Source organism: Pseudonocardia sp. TMWB2A, assembly GCF_017312135.1.
This window is the reverse complement of the sequence record NZ_QKQY01000002.1, coordinates 4050441-4069658: the sequence shown is the minus strand read 5'-3', so window position 1 is coordinate 4069658 and position 19218 is coordinate 4050441. Positions and strand designations below refer to the sequence as shown.

The 19218-nt window shown below is 74.7% G+C and carries 20 protein-coding genes; 18 read left to right on the top strand and 2 right to left on the bottom strand.

The genetic code is table 11. From position 1 onward, the window contains the following. The first annotated feature begins 88 nt into the window (after nt 1-88). The 7 genes from DMP17_RS33620 (at nt 89) to DMP17_RS33590 (ending at nt 6403) form a co-directional block, all read left to right on the top strand. Entirely contained in the window at nt 89-1435 is a 1347-nt protein-coding gene (locus tag DMP17_RS33620) for an RsmB/NOP family class I SAM-dependent RNA methyltransferase (protein ID WP_434092926.1), read from the top strand. A 77-nt stretch (nt 1436-1512) separates the two neighbouring features. Then, nucleotides 1513-2199: a ribulose-phosphate 3-epimerase gene (gene rpe, locus DMP17_RS33615; protein WP_337832778.1), complete on the top strand. Its 687-nt coding sequence runs from the start codon at nt 1513-1515 to the stop codon at nt 2197-2199. A gap of 79 nt (nt 2200-2278) precedes the next feature. Further along, nucleotides 2279-3310, top strand: a complete 1032-nt coding sequence (ribD, locus tag DMP17_RS33610) for a bifunctional diaminohydroxyphosphoribosylaminopyrimidine deaminase/5-amino-6-(5-phosphoribosylamino)uracil reductase RibD (protein WP_337832777.1) — start codon at nt 2279-2281, stop codon at nt 3308-3310. Between the two features lie 12 nt (nt 3311-3322). After that, nucleotides 3323-3955 carry a riboflavin synthase gene (locus tag DMP17_RS33605; RefSeq protein ID WP_226357327.1) on the top strand — a complete coding sequence of 211 codons (633 nt, stop codon included), beginning with the start codon at nt 3323-3325 and terminating at the stop codon, nt 3953-3955. A gap of 74 nt (nt 3956-4029) precedes the next feature. Continuing rightward, nucleotides 4030-5298: a bifunctional 3,4-dihydroxy-2-butanone-4-phosphate synthase/GTP cyclohydrolase II gene (locus DMP17_RS33600; protein WP_226357516.1), complete on the top strand. Its 1269-nt coding sequence runs from the start codon at nt 4030-4032 to the stop codon at nt 5296-5298. Nucleotides 5299-5367: 69 nt separating this feature from the next. Next, complete coding sequence (ribH, locus tag DMP17_RS33595) at nt 5368-5859, top strand: 6,7-dimethyl-8-ribityllumazine synthase (RefSeq protein ID WP_337831641.1); 492 nt, start codon at nt 5368-5370, stop codon at nt 5857-5859. 31 nt (nt 5860-5890) lie between these two features. Next, entirely contained in the window at nt 5891-6403 is a 513-nt protein-coding gene (locus DMP17_RS33590; protein WP_443217933.1) for a PH domain-containing protein, read from the top strand. Nucleotides 6404-6410: 7 nt separating this feature from the next. On the opposite strand, the gene DMP17_RS33585 is transcribed toward DMP17_RS33590, so the two are convergent. After that, a complete protein-coding gene (locus tag DMP17_RS33585; RefSeq protein WP_308016651.1) occupies nt 6411-7211 on the bottom strand; it encodes a DUF2786 domain-containing protein in 801 nt (266 codons plus the stop codon). 190 nt (nt 7212-7401) lie between these two features. Between DMP17_RS33585 and uvrC the strand changes: the two genes are divergently transcribed. From uvrC to DMP17_RS33530, 11 genes are all read left to right on the top strand, one after another. Next, the gene (uvrC, locus tag DMP17_RS33580) at nt 7402-9381 is read left to right on the top strand and encodes an excinuclease ABC subunit UvrC (RefSeq protein ID WP_226357326.1); all 1980 of its coding nucleotides are present in this window, start codon (nt 7402-7404) and stop codon (nt 9379-9381) included. After that, entirely contained in the window at nt 9378-10277 is a 900-nt protein-coding gene (rapZ, locus tag DMP17_RS33575; protein ID WP_208821208.1) for an RNase adapter RapZ, read from the top strand. The genes uvrC and rapZ overlap by 4 nt, the downstream gene beginning before the upstream one ends. A gap of 29 nt (nt 10278-10306) precedes the next feature. Continuing rightward, nucleotides 10307-11338: a gluconeogenesis factor YvcK family protein gene (locus DMP17_RS33570; RefSeq protein WP_337832776.1), complete on the top strand. Its 1032-nt coding sequence runs from the start codon at nt 10307-10309 to the stop codon at nt 11336-11338. Then, entirely contained in the window at nt 11329-12324 is a 996-nt protein-coding gene (gene whiA / locus DMP17_RS33565; RefSeq protein WP_062395598.1) for a DNA-binding protein WhiA, read from the top strand. Before DMP17_RS33570 ends, whiA begins: the two co-directional genes overlap by 10 nt. Before the next feature lie 105 nt (nt 12325-12429). Continuing rightward, nucleotides 12430-13173, top strand: coding sequence for a hypothetical protein (locus tag DMP17_RS33560; protein ID WP_337831640.1), 744 nt, complete (start codon nt 12430-12432; stop codon nt 13171-13173). A gap of 312 nt (nt 13174-13485) precedes the next feature. Further along, nucleotides 13486-14499 carry a type I glyceraldehyde-3-phosphate dehydrogenase gene (gene gap, locus DMP17_RS33555; RefSeq protein ID WP_226357323.1) on the top strand — a complete coding sequence of 338 codons (1014 nt, stop codon included), beginning with the start codon at nt 13486-13488 and terminating at the stop codon, nt 14497-14499. Beyond that, nucleotides 14496-15677, top strand: coding sequence for a phosphoglycerate kinase (locus tag DMP17_RS33550; protein ID WP_226357322.1), 1182 nt, complete (start codon nt 14496-14498; stop codon nt 15675-15677). Before gap ends, DMP17_RS33550 begins: the two co-directional genes overlap by 4 nt. Next, entirely contained in the window at nt 15677-16465 is a 789-nt protein-coding gene (tpiA, locus tag DMP17_RS33545; RefSeq protein ID WP_062395591.1) for a triose-phosphate isomerase, read from the top strand. Before DMP17_RS33550 ends, tpiA begins: the two co-directional genes overlap by 1 nt. A gap of 110 nt (nt 16466-16575) precedes the next feature. Next, on the top strand, nt 16576-16809 hold the full coding sequence (gene secG, locus DMP17_RS33540) for a preprotein translocase subunit SecG (protein ID WP_020627703.1): 234 nt from the start codon (nt 16576-16578) through the stop codon (nt 16807-16809). Between the two features lie 28 nt (nt 16810-16837). Then, nucleotides 16838-17179 (top strand): RNA polymerase-binding protein RbpA, encoded by a 342-nt coding sequence (locus DMP17_RS33535; RefSeq protein ID WP_020627702.1) that lies wholly within the window; start codon nt 16838-16840, stop codon nt 17177-17179. 61 nt (nt 17180-17240) lie between these two features. Further along, nucleotides 17241-18497 carry a TrpB-like pyridoxal phosphate-dependent enzyme gene (locus DMP17_RS33530; RefSeq protein ID WP_226365000.1) on the top strand — a complete coding sequence of 419 codons (1257 nt, stop codon included), beginning with the start codon at nt 17241-17243 and terminating at the stop codon, nt 18495-18497. Nucleotides 18498-18588: 91 nt separating this feature from the next. Here DMP17_RS33530 and DMP17_RS33525 read toward each other — a convergent pair whose 3' ends face one another. Next, nucleotides 18589-19014, bottom strand: a complete 426-nt coding sequence (locus tag DMP17_RS33525) for a DoxX family protein (RefSeq protein WP_337831639.1) — start codon at nt 19012-19014, stop codon at nt 18589-18591. Between the last annotated feature and the right edge of the window lie 204 nt (nt 19015-19218).

Genomic DNA, 19218 nt, shown 5'->3' with positions numbered 1-19218 from the left:
CGGCCCCCGCAACTCCGGCCCGCCCCGCGGCCGCAGCGGCCCCGGCAGGCCCCCGGCCGTCGACCCCGCCCGGCAGGCGGCCTACGAGCTGCTGACCGCCGTCCGCGAGCGCGACGCCTACGCCAACCTCGCGCTGCCCGGCATCCTGCGCCGCCACCGGCTGCGCGACCGCGACGCCGGCCTGGCCACCGAGCTCGGCTACGGCACCCTGCGCGCCCAGGGCCTGCTCGACACGATCATCGACGCCTGCACCGACCGCCCGCTGGCCAAGATCGAGCACGCGCTGCTCGACGCGCTGCGCCTGGGCGCCTACCAGCTGCTGCGCACCCGGGTGCCCGACCACGCGGCCGTGACCACCTGCGTCGAGCTGGTCCGGTCCGATCATGGTTCGCAGTCGGCCGGGTTCGTCAACGCGGTGCTGCGCCGCATCGGCGAGCACACCGAGGCCGAGTGGCTCGACCGCCTCGCCCCCGACCCCGCCGAGGACCCGGTCGGCGACGCCGCGCTGCGCCACGCCCACCCGCGCTGGATCGCGCAGGCCTTCGCCGACGCGCTCGGCGGCACCGGCGAGGAGCTGACCGCCGCCCTCGCCGCCGACGACACCCGGCCCCGCGTGCACCTGCTCGCCCGGCCCGGTGAGATCACCGCCGAGGAGCTGGCCCTGGCCACCGGCGGCGAGCAGGCGCCGTACTCGCCCTACGGGGTGCACCTGGAACCGGGCAGCGGCGACGTCGGCGAGCTCGACGCCGTCGCCGAGGGGCTCGCGATCGTCCAGGACGAGGGCAGCCAGCTCGTCGCTGCCGCGCTCGCCCGCGCCGAGCTGCTGGGCGAGGACACCGGCCGCTGGCTCGACCTGTGCGCCGGGCCGGGCGGCAAGGCGTCGCTGCTGGGTGGGCTCGTCGCCGCCCGGGGCGGGACGCTCGACGCGGTCGAGTCCAGCGAGCACCGCGCCGACCTCGTGCGCCGGTCCGTCGCGGAGCTGCCGGTCACCGTGCACGTCGCCGACGGCCGGGAGGCCCCGCTGCCCGACGGCGGGTACGACCGGGTGCTCGTCGACGCGCCCTGCACCGGGCTGGGCGCGCTGCGCCGCCGCCCCGAGGCCCGCTGGCGGCGCCGCCCCGAGGACATCGCGACGCTGACCCGGCTGCAGCGCGAGCTGCTCGTCGCCGCGCTGCGGCACGTCCGCCCCGGCGGGGTCGTCGCCTACGTCACCTGCTCGCCGCACGTGTCGGAGACCGTCGGCGTCGTCGGCCGGATCGTCGGCCGCGAGGGACGCCCCGGCCCCGCCGGTGCCGTCGAACAGCTCGACGCGCGCGCCTCGCTGCCCGGCGAGGTCCCCGGCCTCGGGGACGGGCCGACCGTCCAGCTGTGGCCGCACGTGCACGGCACCGACGCGATGTTCCTGGCGCTGCTGCGCCGCCCGCTCGAGGACTGACCACGGTGTGACGGCGGCCTCGCCCACGGGTGCGGGGCCGCCGGCGAGCGGCCAGTAACCTCCTCCGCGTGCACCCGATGATCGCGCCCAGCATCCTGTCGGCCGACTTCGCCCGACTCGGCGAGGAGGCCGCCGCCGTGGGCGGCGACGGGACCGGGAACGGCGCGGACTGGCTGCACGTCGACGTCATGGACGCGCACTTCGTGCCGAACCTGACGCTCGGCCTGCCGGTGGTGCAGAGCCTGCGCGCCGCCACCGACATCCCGCTCGACTGCCACCTGATGATCGAGGACCCGGACCGCTGGGCCCCGGGCTACGCCGAGGCGGGCGCCCGCAACGTCACCGTGCACGCCGAGGCCGCCCACGACCCGGTGATGCTCGCGAAGAACCTGCGCGCCGCCGGGTCCCTCGCCGGGCTCTCGATCAAGCCCGGCACCCCGCTCGACCCGTGGGTCGAGGTGCTCCGCCACTACGACACGCTGCTGGTGATGAGCGTCGAGCCCGGCTTCGGCGGGCAGAGCTTCATCCCCGAGGTCCTCGACAAGGTCCGCACCGTCCGCAACCTGGTCGACACCGGGCACCTCACGGTGCTCGTCGAGATCGACGGCGGCATCAACGCCGACACCATCGACCAGGCGGCCGAGGCCGGCGTCGACTGCTTCGTCGCCGGGTCCGCCGTCTACGGCGCCGACGACCCGGGCCGCGCCGTCACCGCGCTGCGGGACAGCGTCCGCCGGGCGAACCCGCACCGCTGGGCCGACTGAGCCCGCCGCGGACGACCGAGCGACGGAGCACACCGGAGTGGACCGCCCGACCGGCACCGACGAGCGCACGGCCGCCGCCATGCGCCGCGCCCTCGCCGCGTCCGCCCGCGTCCACGGCACGACCAGCCCCAACCCGGCCGTCGGCTGCGTGGTCCTCGACCGCGACGGCGTCGTCGTCGGCACCGGTGCCACCGCACCGCCCGGCGGTCCGCACGCCGAACGCGCCGCGCTCGCGGAGGCGGGGGACCGCGCCGCGGGCGGGACCGCCGTGGTGACCCTGGAGCCCTGCAACCACACCGGCCGCACCCCGCCGTGCGTGGACGGCCTCCTCGAGGCCGGGATCGCCCGGGTGCACGCCGCCGTCGCCGACCCCAACCCGGTCGCGGCGGGCGGGCTGGACCGGCTCCGTGCCGCCGGTGTGGATGTGACGCTCGGCACGCTCGCCGACGAGGTGGCCCTCGGTCCGCTGCGCGGCTGGCTGCACCGCACGCGCACCGGACGCCCCCACGTGACCTGGAAGGTCGCCACCACGCTCGACGGCCGGGTGGCCGCCGCCGACGGCACCAGCCGCTGGATCACCGGCCCGGCCGCGCGCGGCACGGTGCATGACCTGCGCCGCAGGATGGACGCGATCGTCGCGGGCACGGGTACCGTCCTGACCGACGACCCGGCGCTGACCGCCCGCCGGCCCGACGGCACCCTGTTCGACCACCAGCCCCTGCGGGTGGTGGTGGGACACCGCGACGTCCCGCCCGGCGCCCGGCTGGCCCGGACCGACGAAGCCGGCACCGCCGACGTGCTCCACCTCCGCACCCGCGATCCGGGGGAGGTGCTCGCCGAGCTCAGCCACCGGACCGTGGTGGACGTGCTCCTCGAGGGCGGACCGACCCTCGCCGGTGCGTTCGTCGCCGCAGGGCTCGTCGACCGGGTGCTCGTGCACCTGGCCCCGGCCCTGCTCGGCGCGGGACCGCACGCCCTCGGCGACGCGGGCGTGGTAACGATCGCCGACATCGTGCGGTTGCACGTGGACGAGATCCACCGCGCCGGCGACGACGTGGTCATCGACGCACGACCGGCACCCGGCCCGACCGGGCCGGACGTGCCGCAGTAGGAGGGACGGGCGATGTTCACCGGGATCGTGGAGGAGGTCGGCGAGGTCGTCGACGTCCGCACCGACGACGACGTCGTCGTGCTGACCGTGCGCGCGGCCCTGGCCGCCGAGGTCGGGCACGGGGAGTCGGTCGCGGTGAACGGCTGTTGCCTCACCGCCGTCGTCACCGGGCCGGGAGCGGCCACCCTGACCCTCGAGCTGGTGCCCGAGACGCTGAAGCGGACCTCGCTCGGCGCCGTCGGCGCCGGGTCGGGGGTCAACCTGGAGCGCGCGGTGCCCGCCGGTGGCCGGCTCGACGGCCACATCGTGCAGGGCCACGTCGACGGCGTCGGCACCGTGGTGTCCCGCACCCCCGGCGAGCGCAGCGACGAGGTCCGCTTCTCGCTGCCCGCCGAGCTGGCCCGCTACGTCGTCGAGAAGGGCTCCGTCGCCGTCGACGGGGTCTCGCTGACCGTCGCCACCGTGTACCCGGACGGGTTCGGGGTGGCGCTGATCCCGACGACCCTGGCCGAGACCACCCTGGGGTCGCGCGCCCCGGGTGATCCGGTCAACCTGGAGGTCGACGTGATCGCCAAGTACGTGGAACGCATGACCGCGGGGTACCTGCAGGGGCCCGGGTCCGGACAGGAAGGGGTCGCCCGGTGAGCGAGCCGTGGGAGTCGCCGGTCACGCCGGCAGGCCAGGGGTCGGGCAAGCTGCCGGACGCCCCGCACACCGCGATGTCGCCCTCGGAGCGGGCCGAGCGCTTCGCCCAGATCGAGAAGGCCATCGCCGACATCGCCGAGGGCAAGCCGGTCGTCGTGATGGACGACGAGGACCGCGAGAACGAGGGCGACCTCATCTTCGCGGCGTCGAAGGCGACCGCGGAGCTGCTGGCGTTCACCGTCCGCTACACCTCCGGCTACGTCTGCGTGGCCATCACCGGTGAGGCCTGCGAGCGGCTCGACCTGCCGCCGATGCACCACACCAACCGGGACTCCTTCCGCACCGCGTACACGGTCACCGTGGACGCGAAGGAGGGCGTCACCACCGGCATCTCCGCCCAGGACCGCGCGCACACGATCCGCACGCTGGCCGACCCGGAGACCGACCGGCACGACCTGGTCCGGCCCGGCCACGTCGTGCCGCTGCAGGCCCGCGAGGGCGGCGTGCTGCGTCGCCCCGGGCACACCGAGGCCGCGGTCGACCTCGCCCGGATGGCGGGCCTGCCCGCCGCGGGCGCGCTGTGCGAGATCGTCTCGGAGAAGAACACCGGCGAGATGGCCCGCGGCGAGGAGCTCGGCGTGTTCGCCGCCGACCACGACCTCACCCTGATCACCATCGCCGACCTCATCGCCTACCGGCGCCGCTACGAGAAGCACGTCGAGCGGGTCGCGACCGCGCGGATCCCCACCGGCCACGGTGACTTCCTCGCCCACGGCTACGACTGCACCCTCGACGGCACCGAGCACATCGCCATGGTGATGGGCGACATCGCCACCCCCGCCGACGACGGCGAGAACGTGCTCGTCCGGGTGCACTCCGAGTGCCTCACCGGCGACGTCCTCGGCTCGCTGCGCTGCGACTGCGGCCCCCAGCTCGACGCGGCCCTGGAGGCCGTCGCCAAGGAGGGCCGCGGCGTCGTGCTCTACATGCGCGGGCACGAGGGCCGGGGGATCGGCCTGCTGCACAAGCTGCAGGCCTACCAGCTCCAGGAGGCCGGCGCCGACACCGTCGACGCCAACCTCGCGATGGGGCTGCCCGCCGACGCCCGGGACTACGGCATCGGCGCCCAGATCCTCGCCGACCTCGGCGTGAAGTCGATGCGGCTGCTCACCAACAACCCGGACAAGCGCGCCGGGCTGGAGGGCTACGGGCTGCGCGTCGTCGGCCGCGAGCCGATGCCGGTGCGCGCCACCCCGCAGAACCTGCGCTACCTGCGGACCAAGCGCGACCGGATGGGCCACGACCTGCCCGATCTCGGCGAGGTCGCCGACCCGGCGCTCTGACCCCGGCCGTGCGCCGCGCACCGGAGACCCCGTGGCGCGGCGCGCGGGCCGAGAGGCGAGAATCGGCCCATGAGCGGTGAGGGCCGGCCCTCCGGGGCCACGCAGCTGGACGCGAGCGGACTGCGGGTCGGGGTGGTGGCGGCCCGCTGGCACGCCGAGATCGTGGACCGGCTGCTGGAACGGGCCGTCGCCGCGGCCCGCGAGGCCGGTGCCGAGCCCACCGTCGTGCGGGTGCCCGGCACCGTCGAGCTGCCGGTCGTCGCCCAGGAGCTCGCCCGCGGCCACGACGCCGTCGTCGCGCTCGGTGTCGTCGTCCGCGGCGGCACCCCGCACTTCGAGTACGTCTGCGACGCCGTCACCGCGGGCCTCACCCGCGTGGCGCTCGACGAGTCGACCCCGGTCGGCAACGGCGTGCTCACCACCGACACGGTGGACCAGGCGATCGACCGCTCCGGCGCGCCGGGCGCGGCCGAGGACAAGGGTGCCGAGGCCTGCATCGCCGCACTCGAATCGGCGCTGGCGCTGCGCGACCTGCGCGCCGGCGCCCCGACCCGCCCGTGACCCCGACCCGGGTCAGCACAGGGAGACTCCAGTGACCGAGCAGCCGACCGACTCCACCACCCCCGCCCCCGCCGCCCCGGTGGCGCAGACCCGGACCGGGCCCGGACCGGACGCGGTGACCCTGCGCCCGCGGGTCATCCGCTGGACCGCCTGGCTCAGCGCCGCCGGCGTGATGGTGTTCTTCCTCATCGCGGCCTACTTCATGCCCGCCGAGGACACCGGGGTGATCTTCCAGCCGGCCGACCAGGTCGCGATGATGGTCATCGGGGCGTTCGTCGCCGGCGGGCTGCTGCTCATGGCCCGCCCCCGGGTGCGCGCCGACAGCCACGGCATCGAGGTCCGCAACGTCATCACCGCCCGGTGGTACGACTGGGCCGACGTGCACGGCGTCTCGTTCCCCGACGGCGCCGCCTCGGCCCGCCTGGAGCTGCCCGACGACGAGTACCAGTCGGTGCTCGCCGTGCAGGCCGTCGACCGCGGGCTGGCCGTGCGCCACGTCCGCACCCTGCGCACCCTGCACCGCACCGCCGTCCTGGGGGAGTGACCCCGGCTCAGGCGCCGATGCCCGGCGCCCCGGCCCGGCCGTCCAGGCGCGGGCCGCCCAGGTCGGCCCGGTCGGCCGCGGCGGCCCCGTGCCGGAAGCCGCTGCCCGACACCTGCGGGCGGCGGGCGCGGCGCAGCCGGCCGAACTCGGCGTCGTAGGCGCGGTCGACCTCGGCGCCGCGGTCGGCCAGCACCAGCTCGGTCGAGGCCGCCGCCCGCCCGGTCTCGGCCTCGGTCTCGCCCAGCGCGGAGCGCTCGGCCTCGCACAGCCGCTCGTACACCCGGCCCGCGAAGCCGTAGATCCAGGACCGCCGGTAGGCCGCCACCGACTCGCCCGGGTCCGGCGGGCGGACCGCGGCCAGCGCGGCCGTGGCCTGCAGCAGCAGCGAGGTGTAGAGCAGCTCCACCCGCTCCCGGTCCGAGGCGAACCCGAACACGGTCACCGCGGCGACCGAACCGCCCCGCTGGTCGTGCATCACCCACCGGCAGCGCAGCGCCGACGCCGTCCACCCCAGCAGCCGGGCCTTCGCCCCGCTGTAGGGGTTGTCGACGGTGATCCGGCTCCGGCCGATCGGGTCGGCCCGCGACGGCCCGGCGCCGGGCGCCGCCGCCAGCAGCGCCTCGTCGATCCCGTGCCGCGCCATCAGCGCGAACGCCTTGTCGGTGTAGATCTCGGCCTCGTCCGGGGTGCCGGCCCGCTCCGCCTTCGCCAGCAGCTTGCGGATCCGGTCCAGCCGGGCCCCGGGCACCTGCTCACCCGGCGCGGTGCCGATGTCGGTGCGGGGGCCGGTCTCCTGCGCGGTGCTCACGGCGGTCTCCTCGGGCTCGGTATGGTCGAACTCGTGTTCGAGGGCGAGGTGTACCGGACCCTACCGACAGTTCCGGCGGCGCCGCGCGAGGTCCCCGGCCGACACGCGTCCCTACACCTCGTCCGGGGCCCGCGCCGAGGCCGGGGCCGGACCGGGACCGTCGGTGCCCGCAACTACCCTGGGAGTCACCATGGCCGACCCCAGCACCTACCGTCCGGCGACCGGGACGATTCCGGAGTCGCCCGGGGTGTACCGCTTCTCCGACCCCCGTGGCCGGGTGATCTACGTCGGCAAGGCCAAGAGCCTGCGGCAGCGGCTGAACTCCTACTTCGCCGACCTGTCCGGCCTGCACCCCCGCACTCGGCAGATGGTCACCACCGCGGCGAAGGTGGAGTGGACGGTCGTCGGGACCGAGGTCGAGGCCCTCCAGCTCGAGTACAACTGGATCAAGGAGTACGACCCGCGGTTCAACGTCCGCTACCGCGACGACAAGAGCTATCCCGTGCTCGCCGTGACGATGCACGAGGAGTACCCGCGGCTGCACGTCTACCGCGGTCCGCGCCGCAAGGGCGTGCGCTACTTCGGCCCGTACGCCCACGCCTGGGCCATCCGCGAGACCCTCGACCTGCTGCTGCGGGTCTTCCCCGCGCGCACCTGCTCGACGGGGGTGTTCAAGCGGCACGGCCAGATCGGGCGGCCCTGCCTGCTCGGCTACATCGACAAGTGCTCCGCCCCCTGCGTGGGCACGGTCAGCGCCGACGAGCACCGCGACATCGTCGAGAACTTCTCCGACTTCCTGTCCGGGCGCACCGACCGGATGGTCCGCCAGCTCGAACGCGACATGGCCGAGGCGTCGGAGAACCTGGAGTTCGAGCGCGCGGCCCGGATGCGCGACGACCTCGGCGCCCTGCGCCGCGCCCTGGAGAAGCAGGCCGTCGTGCTGGGCGACGGCACCGACGCCGACGTCGTCGCCTTCGCCGAGGACGAGCTGGAGGCCGCGGTCCAGGTCTTCCACGTCCGCGGCGGCCGGGTCCGCGGCCAGCGCGGCTGGGTGATCGACAAGGTCGAGCCCACCGACACCGAGCAGCTCGTCGAGCGGTTCGTCTCCCAGTTCTACGGCGAGCAGCACGCCCTCGCCGGCGCCGCCGACGACGCGGCGCAGCCGGTGCCGAAGGAGATCCTGGTCCCGGTGCTGCCCTCCGACACGCCCGCGCTGGAGCGCTGGTTGACCGGGCTGCGCGGCTCCAGGGTCGGGATCCGGGTGCCGCAGCGCGGCGACAAGCGGGACCTCGCCGCGACCGTCGCGCGGAACGCGAAGGAGGCGTTCGCCCAGCACAAGCTGCGCCGCGCCGGGGACCTCACCGCCCGGTCGGCCGCGCTGCAGGAGATCCAGGAGAACCTGGAGCTCGACCAGGCGCCGCTGCGCATCGAGTGCATCGACATCAGCCACGTGCAGGGCACGAACGTGGTCGCGTCGCTGGTGGTCTTCGAGGACGGGCTGCCCCGCAAGTCCGAGTACCGCCGCTTCGAGATCCGCGACGCGGCACAGGAGGGCGACGTCGCCTCGATCGCCGAGGTGGTGCGGCGCCGGTTCCGCCGCTACCTGGCCGAGACGGCCGACGAGCCGGCCCCCACCGAGGGCTCCGGGGAGGTCGCGCCGGGCGACACCGTGCGCACCGGGATCGACCCCGAGACCGGGCGGCCCAAGAAGTTCGCCTACCCCCCGAACCTGCTCGTCGTCGACGGTGCGAAGCCGCAGGTCGACGCGGCGGCCGCGGAGCTGGCCGGGCTGGGGATCACCGACGTCGCGGTGTGCGGGCTCGCCAAGCGCCTCGAGGAGGTCTGGCTGCCCCACGACACCGACCCGGTGATCCTGTCCCGGACCAGCGAGGGGCTCTACCTGCTGCAGCGGATCCGGGACGAGGCGCACCGGTTCGCCATCACCTATCACCGCCAGCGTCGTTCGCAGGGCATGACGGCGTCCGCTCTCGACGGGGTGCCCGGGCTCGGCCCGGCCCGCAAGCAGGCGCTGCTCAAGCACTTCGGGTCGGTGCGCAAGCTGCGCGCCGCCGACGTCGACGAGATCGCCGGTGTGCCCGGCTTCGGTCGCCGGACCGCCGAGTCCGTGGTCGCGGCCCTGCACGCCGGAACCGAGGGGGAGAAGGCATGACCGACGACAACGGCGAGGTGACCGCGGGCCCGGGGATCGAGGTCGCGGTGGTCAGCGGCCTGTCCGGGGCCGGGCGCAGCACCGCGGCGAAGGTCCTGGAGGACCTGGGCTGGTTCGTGGTGGACAACCTGCCGCCCGAGCTCATCGCCACGATGGTCGAGCTGGGGTCGCGGGCCCGGGGCGAGGTGGCCCGGATCGCGGTGGTGATGGACGTGCGCTCCCGCGCGTTCACCGACGACCTCGGTGCCGTCATCAAGGACCTCGACGGTCGCGGCTACCGGCCCAAGCTGCTGTTCCTGGAGGCCTCCGACGCGGTGCTGGTGCGCCGCTTCGAGCAGAACCGCCGCTCGCACCCGCTGCAGGGCGCCGGGCGCATCACCGACGGCCTCAACGCCGAGCGCGAGGTGCTGCGGCCGCTGCGCGAGGACGCCGACCTCGTCGTCGACACCTCGAACCTGTCGGTGCACGACCTGCGCACCCGGATCGAGGGCTCGTTCGCCCAGGAGAGCGCGCACGCCGCGACCCGGGTGACGGTGCTGTCGTTCGGCTACAAGTACGGGCTGCCGCTGGACTCCGACCTCGTCGTCGACGTGCGGTTCCTGCCCAACCCGCACTGGATCCCCGAGCTGCGCCCGTTCACCGGCCGCGACCGGGAGGTCAGCGACTACGTGCTGTCCCAGGAGGGCGCGGAGGAGTTCGTCGACCGCTACCTGGAGCTGCTCGACCTCGTCGGCGCCGGGTACCGGCGCGAGGGCAAGCGGTACCTGACCGTGGCCGTCGGCTGCACCGGCGGCAAGCACCGCTCGGTGGCGATCTCGGAGGAGATCGGGCGCCGGCTCGCCGACCGCGAGGGCATCCAGGTCAACGTCGAGCACCGCGACATGGGGCGCGAGTGAGCCCACGCCCACCCGAGCGCACCGGGGGACTGCGGGTGGTCGCGCTCGGCGGTGGGCACGGCCTGCACGCCACGCTGACCGCACTGCGCCGCTGCCCGCCGGTCACCGACATCACCGCCGTGGTCACCGTCGCCGACGACGGCGGCTCCTCGGGGCGGCTGCGCCGCGAGCTCGGCCTGCTCCCGCCCGGCGACCTGCGGATGGCCCTCGCGGCGCTGGCCGGCGACGACGAGCGGGGCCGCTTCTGGTCCGGGCTGGTCCAGCACCGCTTCGGCGGGACCGGCGCCCTGGCCGGGCACGCGGTGGGCAACCTGCTGCTCGCCGGGCTGCTGGAACGCGACGGCGACCCCGTGCGCGCGCTGGCGACGGTCGGCGAGCTGATGGGCTGCGCCGGACGGGTCCTGCCGATGGCCCGGGTGCCGCTGGACATCGAGGCGGAGGTCGCGCTGGACGGCGTCGACGGCGCCCACCTGATCCGCGGCCAGGTCGCCGTCGCCTCCACCCCGGGCCGGGTGCGCCGGGTCTGGCTGCGGCCCGCCGACCCACCCGCCTGCGACGAGGCCGTCCGCGCGGTGCTCGACGCCGACGTCGTGCTCCTCGGACCCGGTTCGTGGTTCACCAGCGTGCTCCCGCACCTGCTCGTGCCCGGGCTGCGCGACGCGCTGCTGGAGACCCCGGCGGCCCGGGTCGTGCTGCTCAACCTGGCCCCCGAGCCGGGGGAGACCGCCGGTTTCTCCCCCGAACAGCACCTTGAAGTACTGTCCGGGCACGCTCCCGGTCTGCGGGTGCACGCCGTCCTGGCCGACGCCGGGTCGGTGAGCCTGCCGGACCGGCTGGACGCGGCCGCCGCCGACCTGCTGGTCCCCGGCGGACGGGTGTGGCCGGCCGCCGTCGCCGACGCCCGGGCGGCGACCCCGCGGCACGACCCGGACGCACTGGCCGGGGCACTCGCCGACGTGTTCGGCGCTCTGACCCCCGGCCGGGTCCCGACGGAGAACGGCACGCACGACAGCCCGCAGCACGACAGCCCGCAGCGCGGAAGGAGCTCCCGATGGCCATGACCGCCACGGTGAAGGACGAGCTGAGCCGGCTCACCGTCACCAAGCAGTCGTCGCGGCGCGCGGAGGTCGCCTCGTTGCTCCGCTTCGCAGGCGGCCTGCACATCGTGGGCGGCCGGGTGGTGATCGAGGCCGAGGTCGACACCGGCTCGGTCGCCCGCAGGCTGCGCCGCGAGATCCACGAGCTCTACGGCCACACCGCCGACGCGCACGTGATCACCGCGGGCGGGCTGCGCCGCAGCGCCCGCTACGTGATCCGGGTGATCCGCGACGGCGAGGGACTCGCCCGCCAGACCGGGCTGCTCGACAACCGCGGCCGCCCGGTGCGCGGGCTGCCGCCGCCCGTCGTCTCCGGTGACCTGTCCGACGCCGAGGCCGCCTGGCGCGGCGCGTTCCTCGCGCACGGGTCGCTCACCGAGCCGGGCCGCAGCTCCGCACTGGAGGTCACCTGCCCCGGCCCCGAGGCCGCGCTGGCCCTGGTCGGCGCGGCACGCAGGCTGGGCGTCGCGGCGAAGGCCCGCGAGGTCCGCGGCGCCGACCGGGTCGTCGTCCGCGACGGCGACGCGATCGGCGCGCTGCTGACCCGGATGGGGGCCCACCAGAGCGTCCTGTCCTGGGAGGAGCGGCGGATGCGCCGCGAGGTCCGGGCGACGGCGAACCGGCTCGCGAACTTCGACGACGCCAACCTGCGCCGCTCGGCGCGGGCCGCGGTCGCCGCGGCGGCCCGGGTCAGCCGCGCCCTGGAGATCCTCGGCGACGAGGTGCCCGAGCACCTGCAGGCCGCCGGGCGGCTGCGGGCCGAGCACACCCAGGCGTCGCTGGAGGAGCTGGGCCAGCTGGCCGACCCGCCGATGACCAAGGACGCGGTGGCCGGCCGGATCCGGCGGCTGCTCCAGACCGCGGACAAGAAGGCCGCCGAGCTCGGCATCCCCGACACCGAGTCCGCCGTCACCGCCGAGATGCTGGAGGAGGAGGGCGGCGGGCGCTGACCGCGGTCACACCCCGTCACGAGGGGGGTGCGGGGCGTCGGGCATGATGCCGCCGTGACGATCCCGGGCTTCACCCTCCTCGCCGTTCATCTCGATCGATCCAGCATGCTGCGGCCGCTCCTGCCCGCACTACGCTCCGGTCTGGCGGACCTGCTCGCCGAGCAGGACGCCCACGACGGTCACCTGCAGGTCGTCGTCGCCACCGGGGACGACCTCACCCGCTCGCTGCCCGACGGCACGCACCCGCCCGCCGTCCCGGTCGGTGCCGCCGAGGCCCGCACCGCACTGCCCGCGAAGCTGCGCCCGCTGGGCGGCCCGGACCTGCGCGGCGGCGCGGCCCGGCTGCTCGGCGCCGTCGGCGACGAGCTCGCCGCCCGCGACGAGGCCGACCGCCCCGAGCGGGTCGTCGTCCTGCTCGTCGGGGAGGGCGCCGTCGGCGACACCTCCGCGGTCCGCGAGCGCATCGTCCACCAGCAGAGCACCTACGCCTGGGAGTTCGTGCTGGTCGACGTGACCACCGGCACGATCCCGGCCGCCGCGGGTGCCCGGGCGGCCGCGTCCGGGGAGAACCGGGGCGAGGGCGGGGACGCCGCCGTCGCCGTCGCCGTCGCCGAGCGGCCCGCGGGCGACGGGGCCGAGCGCTTCGGCGTGCCGGTCACCGCCACCATCACCGCGGGTCCGGGTGCGACCGGCGTGACCGCCGCGCTGTCCGCGGCCTCGGCGTTCGTGACCCGCGCCCGCGACGGGCGTCCGCACGAGCCGGTCGAGGGCTTCTCCGACGACGAGCGCGCCGCCGCCGACGTCCCCGACACCCGTCCGGGCTGGCGCCGCCTGCTCCGCCTGGCCTGAGCCCGCCCGCGACGGCCCCGTGACCCGCCCGGGCACGGGGCCGTCGCGTGTCCGGATACCGGCCGGTACCGGTCCGTCCCCACACCGGGGACCGTCCGGAGCGGCCCGACCGCGCCCGATCCCCGAGCGCGGCGCAGGTCACGGGCCCTACGGGGGTCGCGACGGCCGATGCGCCGATAGGGTGGCTGCCGAGCACGGCACGCGCCGGCGCCCACCCGGGTGCCGACCCGCGATCGACCTGCCACACCCCACCGCCGGGACCCGGCGGGCCGGGGGAGAAGACGACAGGCACGACGAGCCCTGGAGGCATCTGTGACGGTCCGCGTAGGAGTCAACGGCTTCGGCCGCATCGGCCGGAACTTCTGGCGGGCGGTGGACGCCCAGCGCGCCGCCGGCACCACGGACATCGAGATCGTCGCGGTGAACGACATCACCGACAACGCGACGCTCGCGCACCTGCTGAAGTACGACTCGATCCTCGGGCGCCTGCCCTACGAGGTCTCCACCTCCGGCGACGAGATCGTCGTCGACGGCAAGGGCTTCAAGGGCCTGGCCGTCCGCGACCCCGCCGAGCTGCCCTGGAAGGACCTGGGCGTCGACGTCGTCGTCGAGTCGACCGGCATCTTCACCAAGCGCGAGGCCGCGGCCAAGCACCTCGACGGCGGCGCCAAGAAGGTCGTCATCTCCGCTCCGGCGACCGACGAGGACATCACCATCGTCAAGGGCGTCAACGACGGCGACTACGACGGTTCGCAGACCATCGTCTCGAACGCGTCCTGCACCACCAACTGCCTCGCGCCGATGGCGAAGGTGCTCGACGACCTGGCCGGGATCGAGAAGGGTCTGATGACCACGATCCACGCCTACACCCAGGACCAGAACCTGCAGGACGGCCCGCACAAGGACCTGCGCCGCGCCCGCGCCGCCGCCCTGAACATCGTCCCCACCTCCACCGGTGCGGCGAAGGCGATCTCGCTGGTCATGCCGCACCTCAAGGGCAAGCTCGACGGCTACGCGCTGCGGGTGCCGATCCCCACCGGCTCGGCCACCGACCTGACCGTCGAGGTCCGCAAGGAGGTCACCGCCGCGGAGATCAACGCCGCGATGAAGGCCGCCGCCGAGGGCCCGCTCAAGGGCGTCCTGAAGTACACCGAGGACCCGATCGTCTCCTCCGACATCGTGACCGACCCGCACTCGTGCATCTACGACTCGGGCCTGACCAAGGTCATCGGCAACCAGGTCAAGATCGTCGGCTGGTACGACAACGAGTGGGGCTACTCCAACCGCCTCGTCGACATCACCGGTCTGGTGGCGTCGAAGCTGTGAGGACCCTCGACGACCTCGTCGCCGAGGGCGTACAGGGCCGGACCGTGCTGGTCCGCTCCGATCTGAACGTTCCCCTCGACGACGACCGGAACATCACCGACGACGGCCGCATCCGCGCGTCCGTGCCGACGATCAACGCCCTCTACGAGGGGGGCGCCCAGGTCGTCGTCACCGCGCACCTCGGCCGTCCGAAGAACGGGCCCGACGAGAAGCTCTCGCTCGCCCCGGTCGCACAGCGGCTCGGCGAGCTGCTCGGCGCCCCGGTGCGCCTGGTCGAGCTCGGCAAGCCGCTGCCGTCGATGGCCGCCGGTGACGTTGTGATGCTGGACAACATCCGGTTCGACGCCCGCGAGACCAGCAAGGACGACGCCGAGCGCGGCGCGTTCGCCGACGAGCTCGTCGCCCTGGTCGGCGACGACGCGGCGTTCGTCTCCGACGGGTTCGGCGTGGTGCACCGCAAGCAGGCGTCGGTCTACGACGTCGCGCAGCGGCTCGACGCCTACGCCGGCGGGCTCGTCCTGTCCGAGGTCGAGGTGCTCCGCACGCTCACCGGCTCGCCGGAGCGGCCGTACGCGGTCGTGCTCGGCGGCTCCAAGGTCTCGGACAAGCTGGCCGTGATCGAGGCGCTGCTGCCGAAGGTCGACACGCTGCTCGTCGGCGGCGGGATGTGCTTCACGTTCCTCGCCGCGCAGGGCCACGGCGTCGGCTCCTCGCTGCTGGAGTCCGACCAGGTCGACACCTGCCGGACACTCCTGGAGTCCGGCAAGATCGTCCTCCCGACCGACGTCGTCGTCGCCGACGCGTTCTCCGCGGACGCGACCACGAGGACCGTGCCGGTGGACGGGATCGACGACGGCTGGATGGGCCTCGACATCGGGCCCGACTCGGTGCGGGAGTTCGCGGCCCGCATCGCCGACGCGAAGACGATCTTCTGGAACGGCCCGATGGGCGTGTTCGAGCTGGCGCCGTTCGCCGAGGGCACCCGCGGTGTCGCGCAGGCGATCGCCGACGGCGACGCCTTCTCCGTCGTCGGTGGCGGGGACTCCGCCGCCGCGGTCCGGGCGCTCGGCATCGCCGAGGACGCGTTCTCCCACATCTCCACCGGGGGCGGCGCGTCCCTGGAGTTCCTGGAGGGCGCGACCCTGCCGGGCGTCGCCGTGCTGGAGGAGGACGCCTGATGGCCACCCGCAAGCCCCTCATCGCGGGCAACTGGAAGATGAACCTCAACCACCTCGAGGCCATCGCGGTGGTGCAGAAGCTCGCCTTCGCCCTGCCCGACCGGTACCTCGACAAGGTCGAGGTGGCCGTCCTGCCGCCGTTCACCGACATCCGCAGCGTGCAGACGCTGATCGACGGCGACAAGCTGCGCCTCGTCCACGGCGCCCAGGACCTGTCCCCGCACGACTCCGGTGCCTACACCGGTGACGTGTCGGGCGTCATGCTGGCCAAGCTGGGCTGCACCTACGTCGCCGTCGGGCACTCCGAGCGCCGCGAGATCCACGGCGAGGACGACGCGGTCGTCAACGCCAAGGTGCTCGCCGCGCTCAAGCACGGGATCACCCCGATCCTGTGCGTCGGCGAGGGCCTGGACGTCCGCGAGGCGGGCACCCACGTGCAGCACTGCACCGACCAGCTGCGCGGGGCGCTGAAGGGCGTCACCGCCGAGCAGGCGGCCGGTCTCGTGCTCGCCTACGAGCCGGTCTGGGCGATCGGCACCGGCAAGGTGGCGGGCCCGGCCGACGCGCAGGAGGTCTGTGCCGCGCTGCGCGCGACGCTGGCCGAGCTGTACTCCGACGAGGTCGCCGGGACGGTCCGCGTCCTCTACGGCGGCTCGGTGAAGTCGTCGAACGTGGGCGAGATCGTGGCCCAGACCGACGTCGACGGCGCACTCGTCGGCGGCGCCAGCCTGGACGCCGAGGAGTTCGCCAAGCTGTCGGCGATCGCCGCGGGTGGTCCGCTGCCGTAGGCGGCCCGCTCCGTACCGTTCCCGCGGCCCCGGTCCCCTGTCAGAGGGGGCCGGGGCCGCTGGAGTATTCTCGGCCACTCCGGCGAGCGACCACTGATGGGGAAGCGCACGTGATCCTGACCCTCCAGATCATCCTGATCGTGACCAGCCTCCTGCTGATCGCGATGGTCCTGCTGCAGCGCAGCAAGGGTGGTGGTCTGACCAGTCTCTTCGGTGGCGGCGTGCAGTCGAGCCTGTCCGGCTCGGCGGCGGCGGACCGCAACATCGCTCGCTACACGGTCTTCGTCGGCCTCATCTGGCTCATCGCGGTGGTCGGCAACGGCCTGCTGCTGGCCACCGGCTGACGGTCGGACGGACGAGAGGGAGCGGGACATGGCAGGCGGCAACGCGATCCGCGGTACCCGGGTCGGTGCGGGACCGATGGGCGAGAACGAGCGGGGCGAGACCGCCCCGCGCGAGCGCATCCCGTTCTACTGCGCGAACGGGCACGTCAACAACACCTGGTTCGCCGCGGAGGCCGAGGTCCCCGAGACCTGGGACTGCCCGCGCTGCGGGCTGCCGGGCGGACGTGACGCGGAGAACCCGCCCGCCGCGCCCCGCACCGAGCCGTACAAGACGCACCTGGCGTACGTGAAGGAGCGGCGCAGCGACGCCGACGGCGAGGCCATCCTGGAGGAGGCCCTCGGCCGGCTGCGGGCCTCCCGGGAGCTCTGACCCGGTCCCACGGCGCGCCCGGGTCGTGACCGGGCGCACGTCCGGGTTAGATTCGGTGGTCATGAGCCGCTGGACGCTGCCCCCGGACCGGATCCCCTCGGCATGGTTCAACGTCGTGCCGCACCTGCCGACGCCGCCGCAGCCGCCCCTGCACCCCGGGACCCGCGAGCCGGTCGTCCCCGAGGACCTGGCGCCGCTGTTCCCGACCGCCCTGATCGAGCAGGAGGTCAGCGCCGAGCCGTGGATCGACGTCCCCGGTGAGGTCCTCGACATCCTGAGGCTGTGGCGGCCCACGCCGCTGGTCCGCGCGACCCGGCTGGAGAAGGCGCTGGGCACCCCGGCGCGGATCTACTTCAAGGACGAGTCCATCTCGCCCTCGGGCAGCCACAAGACCAACACGGCCGTGGCCCAGGCGTTCTACAACGCCCGCGAGGGCACCACCCGGCTCACCACCGAGACCGGCGCCGGCCAGTGGGGGACCGCGCTGTCGTTCGCCGCGGCCCAGTTCGACCTGGACCTGAAGGTCTACATGGTGCGGGCGTCCTACGGGCAGAAGCCCTACCGGCGGATCGCGATCGAGACCTGGGGCGGCGAGGTCGTGCCGTCGCCCGTCGACGAGCCCGACCACCCCGGCTCGCTGGGCTCGGCCATCTCCGACGCGGTCCGCGACTGCGTCGGCCGCTCCGACACCCACTACGCGCTCGGCTCGGTGCTCAACCACGTGCTGCTCCACCAGACCATGATCGGTCTGGAGGCGAAGGAACAGCTGGCGCTGGCGGGGGAGCGGCTGCCCGACGTCGTCATCGCGCCGTGCGGTGGTGGCTCCAACCTGGGCGGGATCGCCTTCCCGTTCGTGCCGGACTCCGGCGTGCGGCTGCTCGCCGTCGAGCCGCTGTCGTGCCCGACGCTGACCCAGGGCCGCTACGACTACGACTTCGGCGACACCGCGGGCCTCACCCCGCTGATGCCGATGTACACCCTGGGCCACGACTTCGTGCCGCCGTCGATCCACGCCGGCGGGCTGCGCTACCACGGTGACTCGCCGCTGGTGTCCTCGCTGGTCAAGGACGAGCGGATGGAGGCCGTCGCCTACCCGCAGGGGAAGGTGTTCGAGGCCGCCATCCAGTTCGCGCGCACCGAGGGCAAGATCCCGGCGCCGGAGTGCGGGCACGCCATCGCCGCCACCATCGACGAGGCGCTCGCCGCGAAGGAGACCGGGGAGGAGAAGGTGATCCTGTTCAACTACTGCGGTCACGGCTTCCTCGACCTCGCCGCCTACGACGACTACACCAACGGCCGGCTCGACGAGATGGGCTGACGGGATCGGCTGACGGGATCGGCTGAGCCCCACCCGCACCACGACGGCCCGTCCCCCGGACGAGGGGGACGGGCCGTCGCCGTGCGGGCGGTCAGCGGCGCAGGCCGCGCAGCAGGGCCGCGGTGTCGCGGCGGCGGGCCCACGCGATCACGCAGACCGCCACCAGGGTCAGCGCCGGGAACGCGACCATCGCGGGCATCAGCACCACGGTGACCGCGGTGGCCCCGACCATCAGCGCGACCTGGCAGACGGCGGCGAGCCCGCACAGCCGCGGGACCAGCAGGGCGACCGCACCGGCCAGCTCCAGCCAGCCGACCACGACCATGCCGACGGTCCCCAGGCCCAGCAGGTCGAACCCGGCGACCGCGACCGGGTCGGCGTTCACCTTCGGCAGCGCCGCCATCACGAAGACCCCGGCCAGCAGCACCTGCAGCACCCACAGGCCGACGGTGGCGGCCCGCGGGCGACGGGTGGCGGAGGTGGTGGACGCGGTCCCGGTACGGGTGGTGGTGGTCATGGCGGGCTCCCTCGGTGCTCGCGGTCCCGGGCCGGGGCCGCCGTTGCAGAGGAGACCGGGGCCGTCGCCGGAACTCATCGGTGCGCCCGGTCCGGGTTCGGACCGTCGGTCCCGGCTGCGTCGTGTGTCGCGTCGGCGGCGTCTGCGCGGGGCGTGCCGGATGCCCGGACCCGACACCCACAGGAAACCGCGCACCGTCTCTCC